Raw genomic sequence first — 15,619 nt, 5'->3', positions numbered from 1 at the left:
TTCTTTGAGAGGAGTAGATGCCTTGTGAAGTATGTAGCTGTGGTATTGCCCATATTTGCAATTATGGGATTGGGATGGTTTTTGCGGCGCATAAAAGTTATCAAAGGCGATGTAGGTAATTTGGAAAACATTCTATATTGGGGAATACTGCCGGCCCTTCTTTTCAGGAGCATCTTTTATTCAGGAGGATTTGCGAAAGAGGATCTAAATTTATTGTATGTTGTGTATGTTTCTTTCATTATCATGCCCGCTGTCTCTTTTGTGATGTCTCCGTGGAAGAAAAATCCTCAAAGGCGGGGGGTTTCCCTCCTGACCTGCATGAGGTCGAATAACATTTATATGGGGATACCCGTTGTTTCTTTGGTTATGGGGAAGGTAGGGGTAACGGCAGCATCCAAATATTTAGGGATATCGCTTGTAGGTTACCATATTTTTTCCGTTGCATGCGGACAGCTCGGCCTTTACGGTAAACTTAACTTTAACGCTGTTTCAAAGACGCTAAAGGAATTAGCAAAAAATCCCTTAATAATTTCTTGTATTTTTGCTATGGTGTGTTCAGAAATATTTCGCATCAATTTACCTTTGTGGATTGACGAATCCCTTAAGATATTAAGCAATTCGGCCACAGGATTGGCGTTGCTTGCCCTGGGAGCAAACATACGCTTGAGGGAAATGGGCGAATCTTTGAAAGAAACTTGGATCGACACTCTGATGAAAAACGCCGTTTATCCTCTTTTGCTCATGTTTTTATTTTCCTTTTGGCCGGTTGGCCATAATGTTAGAAACGCTGTTATACTAGTTTCTGCAATGCCTGTTGCTGTAAACACATTCATTGTTGCCAAGGGCATGAATATGGATCATGACTATGCAGCCAGGCTTATCGCAACTAGCACTTTTGTTTCGTTAATAACTATTCCTTTATGGGTTGCTATTTTGTTTTAAATTATTGGCAAATGGGGAGTGATACTTTTATGGATATCAAGGTTTATACGAGCCCATCCTGTCCGGCTTGCGAAAAAGTTAAGGAGGTTTTATCTGAAAAGGGGATAGGTTTTGAGGTGGTGGATATTAGTCGCGATAGAAATGCGGCTATGGAGCTTGTCAGGCGAACTCATCAGCTGGCTGTGCCCGTGGTTCAAATAGGGGACAAATTCGTGGTTGGTTTCAACAAAGATCGTCTATTGAGCCTCCTAGAGGACGAAGGGATAATCAATTTGTAGATCGAGATTGCGGAGGGAATGAAGATGGCTCGGAATATTACACCACGAGAAAAAGATTATTCGCAGTGGTATCTGGATGTAATAAAAGCTGCAGAAATGGCCGACTACGCCCCAGTGAGGGGGTGCATGGTCATCCGCCCTACGGGGTATGCAATATGGGAATCCATACAAAGCCAACTGGACGAGCGCTTCAAGGAGACGGGGCACGTAAATGCCTATTTTCCTCTCTTGATTCCCAGTTCTTTCTTGGAGAAGGAAGCCAAACACGTTGAGGGATTTTCCCCGGAGTGCGCTGTCGTTACTTACGCCGGAGGCGAAGAGCTGGAAGAGCCTTTGGTTATCAGGCCGACGTCGGAGACGGTAATTGGGCACATGTACAGCAAATGGATACAGTCGTGGAGAGATCTTCCCATCCTGATAAATCAATGGTGTAACGTTCTTCGCTGGGAGAAAAGGCCGCGGCTGTTTTTGCGCACTTCTGAGTTTTTGTGGCAAGAGGGGCACACTGCCCATGCGACGAGAGAAGAAGCCCTCGAAGAGACTCTTCGAATGTTGGAAGTTTATCGTTCTTTCATGGAAGAGGTTCTGGCTCTTCCGGTGCTGACGGGCGAGAAGTCGGAAGGAGAAAGATTTCCAGGAGCGGAAAACACTTATACGTGCGAGGCTATGATGACAGATAAGCGTGCACTGCAGGCCGGAACAAGCCACTTTTTAGGCCAAAATTTTGCAAAGGCCTTCGACATAAGATTTCAGAATAAGGATGGGGAATTGGAATACGCCTGGACAACAAGTTGGGGTGTTTCCACGCGTTTGATAGGTGCAATTATCATGACTCATGCTGATAACGATGGCCTGGTATTGCCCCCAAATGTTGCGCCCGTTAAAACTGTAATTTTACCGATAACTCCTGACCAAAATCTGTTACAGGAGAAAATATTGCCCGAAGCACAAAAGATCTTGGAAAGACTTAAGAAAATTTTAGGAGCAAATCGGGTTATTTTGGATACTCAATTTCATATGCGTCCGGGCGATAGATTCTTTTATCATCTTCAAAAGGGCGTTCCTCTGCGATTGGAGTTGGGAGAAGCGGAGATGAAGTCATCTCATTTGCGCGCTGTAAGACGGGATACGGGTGAGGTGGTAAACATATCCTTCGATGCAATAGAGAGAGAAGTTCCCAGGCTTTTAGAAAATATACAGAACACATTATACCGGAGGGCAAGATCTTTCAGAGAGGAAAACACCTATCTCGTGACTTCCTTTGAGGAATTCAATGAGGTCTTAAACAAAAAAGGAGGGTTTATCAAAGCATACTTTGCTGGCTCTCCCGAGGATGAGAAGACCATAAAGGAAGCAACCACCGCTACCATACGATGTTTCCTGTTAAACGAGCCAACTGAGGGGACGTGTTTTTATACGAAAAAAAAGGGTGGCAAATTAGCCGTATTTGCCAAGGCCTATTAGCTATATGGAAATATTTTTGTCTGTGCAATAGGCGGCAGATGTTTTATATATAGTTTAAAGTTATTGCGAGCTTCGATAATAATTGAGTCTATTGTCATGTGTGTACTATCATATAGTTAAATACTATCTAATATTTCCCTTGGGGGGAGAAAGATGCTTACAGAAGCAAAGGTTAAAGCTGTTACGATAAGGCTTTATAAAGGAGATATAACTTCATACGATGGAGATGCCATAGTCAATGCTGCGAACAATCACCTTTGGATGGGTTCTGGGGTTGCTGGAGCGATAAAGAAAAAAGGGGGTGACGCAATAGAGAAAGAAGCAGTCTCCGAAGGGCCGGTAAAAGTGGGGGAAGCGGTGGTTACCGGGGCCGGAAAACTGAAAGTTGACTATGTAATTCATGCTGTGGTGATGGATCAAGATCTTAAAACAAATGAGCGGTCGATAAGAGAGGCCACTCAAAGCGCGCTAATGCGTTGTGACGAATTGAAGATCGAGCGCGTTGCCTTTCCGGCTTTGGGTACGGGCGTTGGTTCCATCGACTACGAGACGTGTGCGAGGGCAATGTTGGAAGAAATGATGTATTACATAGAAGAAGAGGATACATCGCTAAAAGAAATTGCCATATATCTATATGGAGATGAGCCCTATCAGGTTTTTGCCGAAGCACTAGAAGAAATAGTTTCCTGAAAAGCTATGCAAACTATTGGGAGGTGGATTAATTGTCACAGATAGAATCTCAAAATGGCATTGACGATGTAGGGCAAAGGAGTAGAAAAGAGACGTTAAGCATACTGTTGGGTGCCGCATTTTTGATGGCCACATCCTCGATAGGTCCGGGGTTTCTTACGCAAACGGCGGTCTTCACTAACCAGCTTAAAGCCTCTTTTGCCTTTGCAATTTTAATTTCCATTATTATTAACTTGATAGTCCAGTTAAATGTATGGCGAATACTAGCCGTATCTAAGATGCGTGCCCAAGACGTGGCAAACAAAGTCTTTCCCGGTCTAGGATATTTTATAGCCTTTTTAGTTGCTTTGGGTGGATTGGTGTTTAACATAGGAAACGTTGCCGGAGCATCTATGGGTTTAAATGTAATAGCAGGGATACCCATTGCATGGGGAGCAGTTATTAGTGCCAGTATAGGCATCATGTTATTCTTATACAGAGAAATGGGACGAGCTATGGATCAGTTCACTAAAATACTTGGTTTTATCATGATAGCTTTGGTCTTATATACAGTCTTTGTTACTAAACCGCCTGTTGGGGTAGCGGTTAAAGAAGCTTTCATGCCCTCCCAAATTGATTGGATGGTCATCATTACGTTAATCGGAGGCACCGTCGGCGGGTATATCACCTTTTCCGGGGCTCATAGGCTTTTGGACGCCGGAATATGCGGTGTTGAGCATATAAAGGACGTGACGAGAGGGGCAACTAACGGTATTGTTATAACAGGTATCATGAGGATACTCCTGTTTTTGGCAATCCTTGGCGTTGTATGGGCAGGTCACACTTTAGATCCGCAAAATCCTCCGGCCTCTGCTTTTAGGTTGGGGGCAGGCGAGATTGGCTATAGAATTTTTGGAGTGGTACTTTGGGCTGCCGGGATCACATCCGTCGTAGGCGCTTCTTTTACGTCCATATCTTTCTTGCAGACTTTATTTAAAGGAATTCAGAAGAATAATCGTTGGTGGATCATAGGATTCATCGTTACTTCTACTGTAGTTCTAATTACAGTAGGTCAACCCGTGACGCTGTTGATCTTCGCCGGTTCGGTCAACGGATTGATCCTTCCTTTGGCCTTGTTGTCGGTCATGCTCGCCGCCCACAGAAAGGATATAGTTGGCGAGTATCGACATCCTAAATGGTTGACCGTTACGGGGTACCTCATGGTGGCCATCACGTTGTGGATGGGCGTTATTTCGCTGGGCAGAATATTTACTATGTTCGGATAGGATTGTTAAGGGCAGAAGGCCATTAGCACCTTCTGCCCTTTATTTTAGGGCATTAAGGGGTGTGTTTAATTGGCCGAATATCTTGAACCCAAGATCATGTGTGCCGGTGATAGTGCAGTAGTTATTGAATTCGGGGACAGTATAGATATGAAAATAAACGCCAGGGTTCAACAGCTTCGCCGATACATTGAAAACTCACATCTTTACGGCATTGTAGAGCTGGTCCCAACATACAGGTCCCTGGCAATTTATTTTGATCCTCTTGCTGTAGGCGATATAGGCCTCTTCTTTGAAAAGCTCAAAAGTATGGCCCAAAGGACCAAAGGAGAAGTTTCCAAAGGAGGACTTGTCATAGTAATTCCCGTCTGTTACGGCGGGGAATTTGGGCCCGATATGGAAAATGTTGCAAGCCATACGGGGATTTCGGAAGAAGAAATTATACGCAGACATACAGCTCCGGATTACTATTGTTATATGTTGGGTTTTACGCCTGGCTTTTCCTATCTGGGAGGGATGGACGAGAGTCTCGCTACTCCAAGGTTGAAGGAGCCTCGAAAGGTGATTCCCGCGGGGAGTGTGGGAATCGCGGGAAAGCAAACCGGCATATATCCCATAGATAGCCCTGGAGGATGGCAACTGATTGGAAGGACGCCCTTGAGGCTTTTTGATCCTCAAGGCGAACAACCTTTTTTGATCGATGCCGGTATGTGGGTTAGATTTAAAGGCATCGGTAAGGAGGAATACGACGAAATTGCATCCGAAGTAGCCTCGAGAACTTACAAGCCTGAAATATTGCAAAAAAGCGGTGATGTAGCATGATATTGGAAGTGCAAACTCCGGGATTGCTGACGACCGTTCAGGATTTAGGCCGATGGGGATATCAGGGAAAGGGGATGCCGGTTGCGGGGGCAATGGATCCGCAGGTCCTGCAGATAGGGAATATATTGGTGGGAAACAATCCTCAGGAAGCTGCTTTGGAGATTACGGCCATGGGACCTAAATTGATTGTGACGGAAGGGGAAGGGCTGATTGCCTTAGTTGGAGCGGAGCTGGGGTTTAATATTAACGGTGTCGCTGCGCCTATGTGGCAATCGATTAGGATAAAATCCGGTGACGAAATTTTAGTCGCTTCACCCAAGGGAAGAGGTTGCAGAGCCTACCTTTGCTTATCGGGCGGCATCGATGTCCCGGTGGTAATGGGAAGCAAATCTACCTATCAAAGTAGGCGGCTTGGAAGGGCGCCCTCTTAAAGCACAAGACACCCTTTCCACGGGCCCTCTTAAACCTTTGACATGGCAGACTGCTGATTTTCAATGCCCCGAGCATCTGAGACCGGACAGAAGCGAAGATTCTCCATTGCGCGTGGTCCTGGGGCCACAAGACGATGCCTTCACGGAAAAGGGAATCAAGACCTTTTTGGAATCGGAGTACACCATAACTAACGAGGCGGACAGAATGGGTTATAGGCTTGAGGGAGAGACTATAGAGCACAAATCCGGAGCGGATATTATCTCAGATGCCATCCCCTTAGGGGCAATTCAGGTTCCCGGGCATGGCAAGCCTATCTGCATGTTGGCCGACAGACAGACTACTGGAGGCTATGCAAAAATAGCAGTGCTTTGCACCCCCGATATAGCCAATTTAGCGCAGCGAATGCCGGGACAAAAGGTACGTTTTAAGTCTATAACCCTTGAGGAATCCATAGCTGTCGTGAAGGTCGGAAGGGAACAAATAGATGAGCTTTTAAGGCTTCGAGCTTCTTACAGGACTCGCAAGGTTTTTCCGGGAGAGGGAACGGTCAGGAAAGAAGCTTATCGCATGAGGCTGAAGATTCAAGAAGTGACTTATGATGTAACCGTTGAAGAGGTCGATTGAATTTTATAAAGATGTTCTGAGGAGGTGTGTTTCATGTATGCCATAGATTTAAACAGCGATCTTGGCGAAAGCTTTGGGGCCTGGAAGATGGGTAATGACGATGCTGTGTTGCAGTTCGTCAGTTCTGCCAATATAGCCTGCGGCTTTCATGCCGGGGATCCCGTAGTGTTGCTTTCAACAGTGAGGGCTGCCAAAGAAAAGGATGTGGCCATAGGAGCCCATCCCGGTTATCCCGATTTAATTGGCTTTGGACGTAGAAATATGGACGTAACGCCAGATGAAGTCTATGCCTACACTCTGTACCAGATAGGTGCCGTGCAGGCAGCGTGCCATGCCGTCGGCGCTAAACTGCAGCACGTAAAAGCCCATGGAGCTTTATACAACCAAGCGGCCAAAAATCGTGCACTCGCTGTCGCCATAGCACAGGCTGTCAAGGATGCAGGAGAAGGACTGATATTGCTTGGTTTGGCTAATTCCGAATTCGACAAGGCGGCAGCGGAAGTTGGCGTGCCCTATGCAGCGGAGGCCTTTGCCGATAGAGCTTATCAAGCGGATGGCACGTTGGTGCCACGTAAGGTCCAGGGTTCTATGATACATGACGTCAGCTTGGCAGTGGCTAGGGTAGTTCGCATGGTTAAGGAAGGCAAAGTCGAGACCATAGACGGTCATGTCATAGACCTTAAGCCCCATTCCATATGTTTGCACGGAGATTCGCCCAAGGCCGTTCAAATGGCCACCGAAATCAGAAAAGGTTTAGAGGCGGCAGGTATAGAGATAATGCCCATATCAGAGGTGATTAGACGATGAAAGCCATAGATTACGCCTCAAAGAGCCCCAAAGAAGTCAGACAGGCGATCAGAAATAAGGAGTGGACGGGTCCCACTGCCGGGATGGCCAAGGGGCACGTGCAGGCAAATCTGGTCATATTGCCGAAGGATTGGGCATTCGATTTTCTCGTGTTCGCACAACGTAATCCGAAACCTTGCCCTGTACTCGATATTACGGAACCTGGGGATCCCGAGCCCAAGCTTGTAGCAAGGGGAGCCGACCTTCGCACCGATTTGCCCAAGTATAGGGTTTGGGAAAGAGGCGAATTAGTTGACGAACCGACAGATATTATCTCTTGTTGGAGAGATGACCTTGTTGCCTTTTTGTTGGGTTGTTCCTTTACCTTCGAATCCGCTTTGCTTGATGCCGGAATCCCTGTGCGTCATATCGAATGCGGCTGCAACGTCTCGATGTACATAACGAACATCCAGTGCGTGCCGGCCGGGAGGCTTTCCGGCCCAATGGTAGTTAGCATGAGGCCAATTCCAGCTCATCAGGTGCCAAAGGCCGTCTTGTCCACGGGACGTTTTCCCGCAGTTCACGGATCTCCCATACACATTGGCGAGCCCTCTGTCATAGGGATAAAAGACATAAACAGACCCGATTTTGGCGATCCCGTTCCTATAAACCAAGGAGAGGTACCCGTCTTTTGGGCCTGCGGCGTTACTCCTCAGGCAGCCTTAATGGCAAGCAAGCCTCCCTTTGCAATAACTCATGCTCCTGGACATATGTTTGTATGCGATCCAAAGGATTCCGATTACGCCATATTTTAAGGAGTTTTTAAAAGGAGCGAGATCTTTTTATCCTCGCTCCTTTTAATGTGTGGAGAGAAGGGTCTTTAGGTATGATCAGGCGTTTAAGGTTGCAAAGCTGTTCTCAGGGCATCGATGAGTGCGGATGTAAAGACCGATACTTCGTTGACGATGGCCTTTCTTCCCATATCAGCCTTTTCAGAGATGATATTCACTATTGCGCTTCCTATTACTATTCCGTCGACGTAGGGCTTTACTGCTCTTATTTTATCGGGGCTGTCTATGCCGAAACCCAAGGCAAGGGGGACGGAGACATGGCTTCTTACTCTCTCCATGTAGGACTTTATCCCTTCTATGGGTCCTCTTTTATCTCCTGTTATGCCAAGGAGAGACACGCAGTACAGGAATCCCCGTGCTTTCCTTTCGATTTGAGACAGCCTTTCTTCTTTGGTGTTTGGCGTTACCATGTAGATGGGGCACAGGCCCTTTTCAGAGCAAATATCGTAAAATTCTTTGCCTTCGTCGAAGGGAAGATCTGGTATTAGCACGCCAGAGACTCCGCAGGAGAGGGCATCTTCGATGAAGCTTTTTTCGCCATACTTCATAATGGGGTTAAAATATCCCATTAAGACGATGGGTGTTTTGACGTCCCTTAACTCTTCCAACATCTCAAATATCCTCGATATATTAGTTCCGCCGGCTAATGCGCGCTGGGATGCCGCCTGGATAATCGGTCCGTCTGCAAGCGGATCTGAGAAAGGCATACCCACTTCTATGATCCCCACCCCTAATTTGTCCAGCTCCCCTATGATCTCGGCAGTCGTATCAAGGTCCGGGTCGCCGGCTGCTATGTAGGGTATGAGTATTTTGCCGGCATCGAAAGCCTCGCTTAATGTCCTCATAATTACATCTCCTCCTCGAAAAGTTTTCCCTTTATCGCTTCCATATCCTTGTCTCCTCTACCGGAAAGGCATAGGACTGCGAGCGTTCCCGGCTCGATGTTTTTGTGTTCTCTCACTAAGAATGCAAGGGCATGGGCGCTTTCCAACGCCGGGATTATGCCCTCCGTTTCGCATAAGAGCTTGAAGGCTTCTATGGCCTCGTCATCTGTGGCATGGGTATAGTGAACTCTGCCAGTCTCATGATAAAAACTGTGCTCAGGACCTACCCCCGGGTAATCCAAGCCTGCCGATATGGAAACTGCAGGAACAATTTGGCCGTTCTCATCCTGAAGGATATAAGAGCGCGATCCGTGCAACACGCCAACGCTACCTCCTGTGAGTGCTGCGGCGTGCTGCCCTGTCTCTATTCCGTATCCTGCCGCTTCGACTCCGACCATCTTCACATCTTTATCGTTTACGAAGGGATAGAACATTCCCATGGAGTTGCTTCCCCCGCCGACACAGGCAACCAAAAGGTCGGGAAGGCGACCCTCCTTTTGCAGTATTTGTTCTTTCGTTTCATCTCCTATTACGCGTTGGAACTCGCGCACCATCATGGGATAGGGGTGGGGGCCGACGACGGAGCCTATGACGTAGTGAGTGGTCGACACGTTTGTGACCCAATCTCTGATGGCTTCGTTGGTGGCGTCCTTGAGCGTCATCGTGCCTGAAGTAACCGGTATGACCTCGGCCCCCAAAGTCCTCATCTTGTAGACGTTTAGGGCTTGGCGATGCATGTCTTCCAATCCCATGTAGATGTGACATTCAAGGCCAAACTTGGCCGCCGCCGTGGCCGTGGCCAGGCCGTGTTGTCCTGCGCCGGTTTCGGCTATTATCCTTTTTTTGTTCATGCGAAGAGCTAGAAGGATCTGTCCAAGGACGTTGTTGATCTTGTGAGCTCCCGTGTGATTTAAATCCTCGCGCTTGAGGTAAAGCTTGATGTCGCTAAGGTGCTTCGAGAGGCGATCGGCAAAATAAAGCGACGTCGGTCTTCCGGAATAATCCTTCAACAAATATCGATATTGTGCCATAAAGGCCTCGTCGTTTATGGCTTCATAAAAGGCCTCTTCCAATTCCTCCAGGGCCGGAATTAGTGTCTCCGGTACGAACCTTCCTCCAAATCTTCCGAAATATCCTTTAAGATCCAATTTTATCCCTCCTAAAATTTATATTTCCAGTTTTTTTAACTTTTCCATGAGTCCGTAAATTTTCTTCTCGTCTTTAATTCCCGGAGAAGATTCGACGGCGCTGTTAACGTCAATTGCATGTGGATTTACAAATTCGATGGCCTCTTCTATGTTTTCTGGCCCTATGCCGCCTGCCAGTATAAAAGGTTTACCCGGGTCAATGCCTTTGATTATTCGCCAATCGAAGGTTTTGCCCGTCCCTCCCGAAAAGGGTCCCGCTTTAGCATCGAAGAGAAAAAAATTAGTAACATGGACATAACGAGATATAGCTTGGAGGTCTCTTTCATCTTTTACGGGTATGGCTTTAATCGTCTTAAGGGGGCAATCGTATATGATGTTTGGATCTTCTTCTCCGTGAAACTGGACCATATCGAAGATTTTGGACTTTATGACTTCATCCAAAAATCCAATTGTCGGATTTTTTACTACAGCTACGACTGAAACGAAAGGCGGAATGCAGCAGGCCAGTTTTTTGGCTGTGTCTAAATCTACTTTCCTCGGACTTTGTGCCAATATAAAGCCGATTGCATCTACTCCCGCCCTTAGAGTGGCCTCTACGTCATTTTTTCTGGTCAGTCCGCAGATCTTTACCCTCATGGTTATTCCCCACCTAGTAAGGACCTGATGGTCTTGTCTGGAGAAGAAGAGCGCATCAAAGTTTCGCCGATAAGAAGACCGTCGAAGTTCAGTTCCTTTAGCCTTTTTACATCTTCCTTTGTCTTCATCCCGCTTTCTGCCACTACCTTCCTCTTGCTTTTTGGGTCGAGCTTTTTGAAAAAAGACATAAGGTGCTCGCATCGGTTGACGTCAACGGTCATGGTTTTCAAGTTTCTGTTGTTAAACCCTATGATCTTGGCATCGCATTTCAGGGCTGTTATCAGTTCTTCTTCGTCGTGGACTTCCACGAGAGCTTCCATTCCAAGTTCATAGGCTAGATTTAACAAATCCCTTAATTTCTTCTCCTCTTCGATCAGAGAGATGATCAAAAGAAGGGCATCAGCCCCGGCAAACAGGCTTTCATAGACTTGGATTTTGTCTATAATGAAGTCCTTTCGGAGAACTGGCAGGGGAGTCGCCTTCTTGGCCTCTTTAAGCATGCCTATATTTCCCTTGAAAAAATGCCTTTCAGTGACTACCGAAATAGCGCTTGCTCCTCCGATCTCGTATTGGTTGACTCGCAACGGAATATTGATATCTTCCAAGATCGTGCCAGCGCTGGGCGAGGCCCTTTTGATCTCGGCAATTATTGAGATGCCAGGCTTGTCCAACGCTTCATAAAGCGATCTTTTAGGGGCTTTGAGAATTATCAGTTCTTTAGTTTTTTCTCTTGCAATTTGATTTAGTATCATGCAGCCTCACCGAAGCTATTTGTGAATTTAACAATTCTGTAAAGTATATCTGCAGCAAGGCCCTCGTCGATAACATTTGCGGCGAGCCTTATTCCTTCGGCGAGATCGCCGGCTGCTCCGACAACGAAAAGGGCAGCACCTGCATTCAGCGTAACTACGTCCCTTTTAGGGCCGCATTCCTTGCCGTTGAAGATCTCCAACGCAATTTTTGCGTTCTCCTGGGGCGAGTTAGCCAATAAGCTTGTTATGGGAGCTTTTTTCAATCCTACGTCTTCGGGAGCGAGGTAAAATTCTTTCATTTGTCCTCCCTTGAAATAGACGACGTGATTCGGGCCGCTGAGAGACAGTTCGTCCAGTCCTCCATGGCCGTGAACCACCATTCCGCTTTTAAGCCCCAGGTTCATTAGGACCTCTGCAATCGGTCGAGTCAGAGAGTCGTCGTATACGCCCATTATCTGGTAGTTTACGAAGGCTGGGTTGCTTAAAGGGCCGAGTAGGTTGAAAAGTGTCCTGATACCCAGTTCCTTTCTGGTTCTAGCCACGTTTTTCATAGCCCTGTGAAAGTTAGGAGCGAAAAGGAACCCATAGTTAACCTTGGATATTGCTTCATTTATCATTTCGGGAAATGACAAAATTTTAATTCCTAAAGCTTCAATCAAATCGGCGCTACCGCTTTTACTCGAAACGGAGCGGTTTCCGTGCTTGGCCACAGGAATGCCGGCGCCAGCTACCACGATAGACGCGATAGTTGAGATGTTGAACGTGCCCATCCCATCTCCGCCCGTGCCGCAGGTGTCTATGGCCGTAGAGGGGGCGGTGACTTTAGTTGCCTTTTCCCGCATTACCTTTGCTGCGGCAGTGATTTCTTCGACGGTTTCACCTTTACTCCTAAGAGCTACTAAAAAACCTGCAGACTCTATTTGGGATGCGGTGCCGTTGAGGATTGCCATCACGGCTTCGTGCATCTCTTCGAAAGATAGGTTTTCTCCTACGGTAAGTTTTTCAATATAGTTTTTAAGCATTGTTATCCCTCCTGTTTTTCGCAATTTTTAAAGTTTCGATCAAGCCTGCTGCTTTGTTTTGCGTTTCTAAAAACTCTCTTTTCGGGTCGGAACCCGCGACTATTCCTGCTCCGGCCTGAATTGTCAGCCCTTCATCGGTTTGCATGAAGGACCTAATGGCAATACTCATCTCTAAGTTACCATTAAACCCTATGTATCCTATTGCGCCACCATAGGGACCTCTCGAAAAGGGCTCCGCCTCGCCTATAATTTTTATGGCGACTTCCTTAGGCGTTCCCGTTACCGTCCCTGCCGGAAAGGAGGCTTGCAGAGCCTGGATTGCGCTGATATCAGTTCTGAGCCTACCTTCTACTTGAGAGACGAGATGCATGACCTTGCTGTACCTTTCCACCTCAAAGTACTTAGACACTTTGATGCTTTCCTTCAGACATATTCCTCTGAACTCCTCCATCGAGAGATCCAACAAAAGCATGTGTTCCTCCCGTTCCTTGTCGTCAAACAACATCTCCATCTCGAAGAAATTGTCTTCATCGAGATCTTTGCCCCGCCGCCTGGTGCCTGCTATCGGTCTGGTAAGGGTGACTCCATTCTTGATCCCTAAAAGAAGTTCCGGAGAGGACCCGATCAGACTTTTCCCGTCGAAATTCATGATGAACATATAGGGGGAGGGGTTAACGGTTTTTAATGTTTTGTACAACGAGAGAGGGCAAAAAACGTCTTTGGATTTGATTTGTCTTGATAGGACGACCTGAGTTGCCTCGCCCTTTTTTATTCGTTCCAATACTTCGGAAACCATGCTGATGAAGTCTTCCTTCGACGGGATGGACTCTAACTCTAAAGGCACATCTTCATATCCGTGAGCTTCAAAGGCTGTTTCAGAGTGCAATTCATCGAAGAACGCCCTTTGGTTGGAAGAGATAATCTTTCCGGTAGTCTTATCTGCAACGCAATAAACCCCTGGCTCGAATAAAAAGGCATCGGGGAAGGGCGAAGATGAGCGCGAGTCCGATATAATGTCATATCCTATGTATCCTAAAAGTCCTCCGTCGAAGGGCGCGTAGTTGTTCGGACAGGGTCTCTTTTCTTTAAGGTATTCATCGACTATTTTGAAGAAGTCCTTTTTGGGGAATTTGCTCTCTCGCCCATCCTGGTCTAATACGATAGTTTCGTCTTTTTTAGCTTGAAAGATTCTTTTTGGAGAAGTGCCAATAACGATATAATCATTGAATTCCATCAAAAAAGACGGTTCGTAGTATTTCAATATCTCGCATAAACCCCTTTTATCTTCGACTATTAAGTTATCGTATGGTGATTTGAGGTTTGTATTGTCTGAAACTGTCGCCAGTGACTTTTTTCTTTGCACATACATTTCTCATCACTCCTCATATTCGTAAAATTAATCTCTAAAAATAAAACCGGAGAGTCCTCTTTAGAGGGCCCTCCGGTTTTATTACACTTGGATATAAACAGAGGGCCACGAAGACTGATCCTTGTGGGATCTGCCTCCCTGGCCCTCCCTAAAATTTATCTAGGCCGCGGCAGGCAGACTCAGCGAGCCTGCCACCACCAATTATTGTTCTTTATATTGTGATTATTAAGTATTATCATATTGCTATTGCCCCTTTCGTCAGGTTGGGTAGAATTTATCATGGCCTAATAAATATTGTCAAGTGGTAAAAACATTTTTTTGTATTTATTTATGTGATTGTTTTTAAGCGAATAGATAGATTTTATGGAGGTGTAATGTTGAGGAAGAGAAAAGAAGTATTGATCGTGTTGTGTACAATAGCGATAATCATGATGATAGGTATTGGAATTGTTAGTCCTATATTACCGCATTATGCGAGGTCATTTGGAGTAAATATCGCCATGGTCGGACTTTTGATTACAGGATTTGGCGTTGCAAGAATTTTGGTGGATATTCCTGCCGGAAGATTGGTCGAGGTATTGGGAAGGCGGCCCATGTTGATTGCCGGGCCTGCTTTACTTGGGGGAGCGTCCTTTTTTTGCGCCCTGGCCAAGACCTACCCGCAGCTGTTGTTTTTCAGATTTTTGCAGGGTCTGGGCTCCGGTTTATATACAACAGCCGCGATGGTCATGCTTGCCGATATTAGCAACGTCAGGACCAGAGGTCCCATGATGAGTTTTTATCAAGGCGCCATATTAATCGGTGCAGGGCTTGGTCCGACTCTTGGGGGGTACATAGCTGATATATGGGGCATTCGAGCTCCCTTCATAGTCTATGCCTTCATGGCGGTTTTCGCTACAGCCTGGGCTTACTTTAAACTACCTGAAACTAAGTCCCCTAAGACGGTAAGGGAGATTTGCGACGACATTTCTATCGATGAAAGCGGAGATGCCAGGCCTGGAGCAACGTTTATGGGAAGCATATTGAAGTTATTTGAAAAGAAAGAATTCCTGCTTGGTTCGCTTGTGACCTTCGGTATATTTTTCACCCGTACCGGCACGCAAAACCAACTCATACCCTTGCTTGGAGCAGATAGATTGGACCTTTCGGCCTCGCTTATAGGTACAGTTTTGACTGTGGTAACAATTTTTCAGTTTTTGGCACTGCTTGTCGCTGGCAGGTTATCCGCCAGACTTCCCAGGAAAATTTTAATAACGCCCGGGAGCGTTGCTTTGGGCATAGGATTGGCATTGGTGGCCTTCAGCAGAAGCTATTGGTCGTTAATCGTTAGTGCTATGGTTATGGGTACCGGCATAGGCTTAGCGGGACCCGTTATATCTGCTTACGTGGCAGATACCCTGTCGCGGGAGGAATACGGGATAGGTATGGGATTGTATAGGGCAATAAGCGATATTGGCTTCGTGGTTGGGCCGGTTATGTTGGGTTGGCTTGCCGATAGGGGAGGTTTTTCGACACCGATACTTTTGAACGCTTCATTTGTTATATGTATAGCCTGTGTTTTTCACATCTTTGCCCGCGAGACCGCCAGGTAAGAGAGCACTGAATAACAAATGGATATATCATTTCATTAGCACTTCTTGACAAAGTAGGGATGCCC

The 15,619-nt window shown here is 46.5% G+C and carries 15 protein-coding genes and 1 pseudogene; 10 read left to right on the top strand and 6 right to left on the bottom strand.

What is annotated here, in order from left to right:
- Nucleotides 1–24 precede the first annotated feature (24 nt).
- The 9 genes and pseudogenes from HMPREF1705_RS03355 (at nt 25) to HMPREF1705_RS03315 (ending at nt 8,115) form a co-directional block, all read left to right on the top strand.
- On the top strand, nt 25–942 hold the full coding sequence (locus HMPREF1705_RS03355) for an AEC family transporter (protein WP_009202324.1): 918 nt from the start codon (nt 25–27) through the stop codon (nt 940–942).
- A 29-nt stretch (nt 943–971) separates the two neighbouring features.
- Complete coding sequence (locus tag HMPREF1705_RS03350) at nt 972–1,220, top strand: glutaredoxin family protein (RefSeq protein ID WP_040348843.1); 249 nt, start codon at nt 972–974, stop codon at nt 1,218–1,220.
- A gap of 24 nt (nt 1,221–1,244) precedes the next feature.
- Nucleotides 1,245–2,684, top strand: coding sequence for a proline--tRNA ligase (proS, locus tag HMPREF1705_RS03345; RefSeq protein ID WP_040348845.1), 1,440 nt, complete (start codon nt 1,245–1,247; stop codon nt 2,682–2,684).
- 153 nt (nt 2,685–2,837) lie between these two features.
- Nucleotides 2,838–3,374, top strand: coding sequence for a macro domain-containing protein (locus tag HMPREF1705_RS03340; RefSeq protein ID WP_009202327.1), 537 nt, complete (start codon nt 2,838–2,840; stop codon nt 3,372–3,374).
- A 32-nt stretch (nt 3,375–3,406) separates the two neighbouring features.
- Complete coding sequence (locus tag HMPREF1705_RS03335; protein ID WP_009202328.1) at nt 3,407–4,639, top strand: NRAMP family divalent metal transporter; 1,233 nt, start codon at nt 3,407–3,409, stop codon at nt 4,637–4,639.
- 96 nt (nt 4,640–4,735) lie between these two features.
- Nucleotides 4,736–5,458, top strand: coding sequence for a 5-oxoprolinase subunit PxpB (gene pxpB / locus HMPREF1705_RS03330; protein ID WP_009202329.1), 723 nt, complete (start codon nt 4,736–4,738; stop codon nt 5,456–5,458).
- A pseudogene (locus HMPREF1705_RS11240) lies at nt 5,455–6,514 on the top strand (5-oxoprolinase subunit C family protein). The gene pxpB and the pseudogene HMPREF1705_RS11240 overlap by 4 nt, the downstream one beginning before the upstream one ends.
- A 33-nt stretch (nt 6,515–6,547) precedes the next feature.
- Nucleotides 6,548–7,321 carry a LamB/YcsF family protein gene (locus HMPREF1705_RS03320; protein WP_009202332.1) on the top strand — a complete coding sequence of 258 codons (774 nt, stop codon included), beginning with the start codon at nt 6,548–6,550 and terminating at the stop codon, nt 7,319–7,321.
- Nucleotides 7,318–8,115, top strand: coding sequence for a putative hydro-lyase (locus HMPREF1705_RS03315; protein WP_009202333.1), 798 nt, complete (start codon nt 7,318–7,320; stop codon nt 8,113–8,115). The genes HMPREF1705_RS03320 and HMPREF1705_RS03315 overlap by 4 nt, the downstream gene beginning before the upstream one ends.
- Before the next feature lie 83 nt (nt 8,116–8,198).
- Here the strand turns inward: HMPREF1705_RS03315 and trpA are convergent, their stop codons facing one another.
- From trpA to HMPREF1705_RS03285, 6 genes are read right to left on the bottom strand one after another with little or no spacing between them, the layout of a single operon-like run.
- On the bottom strand, nt 8,199–8,996 hold the full coding sequence (gene trpA, locus HMPREF1705_RS03310; protein WP_009202334.1) for a tryptophan synthase subunit alpha: 798 nt from the start codon (nt 8,994–8,996) through the stop codon (nt 8,199–8,201).
- Between the two features lie 2 nt (nt 8,997–8,998).
- Nucleotides 8,999–10,183, bottom strand: a complete 1,185-nt coding sequence (trpB, locus tag HMPREF1705_RS03305) for a tryptophan synthase subunit beta (protein WP_009202335.1) — start codon at nt 10,181–10,183, stop codon at nt 8,999–9,001.
- Nucleotides 10,184–10,201: 18 nt separating this feature from the next.
- Entirely contained in the window at nt 10,202–10,819 is a 618-nt protein-coding gene (locus tag HMPREF1705_RS03300) for a phosphoribosylanthranilate isomerase (RefSeq protein ID WP_009202336.1), read from the bottom strand.
- 2 nt (nt 10,820–10,821) lie between these two features.
- A complete protein-coding gene (trpC, locus tag HMPREF1705_RS03295; protein WP_009202337.1) occupies nt 10,822–11,571 on the bottom strand; it encodes an indole-3-glycerol phosphate synthase TrpC in 750 nt (249 codons plus the stop codon).
- The gene (gene trpD / locus HMPREF1705_RS03290) at nt 11,568–12,593 is read right to left on the bottom strand and encodes an anthranilate phosphoribosyltransferase (RefSeq protein ID WP_009202338.1); all 1,026 of its coding nucleotides are present in this window, start codon (nt 12,591–12,593) and stop codon (nt 11,568–11,570) included. The genes trpC and trpD overlap by 4 nt, the downstream gene beginning before the upstream one ends.
- On the bottom strand, nt 12,586–13,962 hold the full coding sequence (locus tag HMPREF1705_RS03285; protein ID WP_009202339.1) for an anthranilate synthase component I family protein: 1,377 nt from the start codon (nt 13,960–13,962) through the stop codon (nt 12,586–12,588). Before HMPREF1705_RS03285 ends, trpD begins: the two co-directional genes overlap by 8 nt.
- Nucleotides 13,963–14,336: 374 nt before the next feature.
- Here HMPREF1705_RS03285 and HMPREF1705_RS03280 point away from each other — a divergent pair, with 374 nt between their 5' ends.
- Nucleotides 14,337–15,554, top strand: a complete 1,218-nt coding sequence (locus HMPREF1705_RS03280) for an MFS transporter (protein ID WP_370739589.1) — start codon at nt 14,337–14,339, stop codon at nt 15,552–15,554.
- Nucleotides 15,555–15,619: the final 65 nt, after the last annotated feature.

The organism is Acetomicrobium hydrogeniformans ATCC BAA-1850 (assembly GCF_000160455.2).
GTDB lineage: Bacteria > Synergistota > Synergistia > Synergistales > Acetomicrobiaceae > Acetomicrobium > Acetomicrobium thermoterrenum.
Note: the sequence above shows the minus strand (reverse complement) of the source record. Positions and strands in the feature narration are given on the sequence as shown.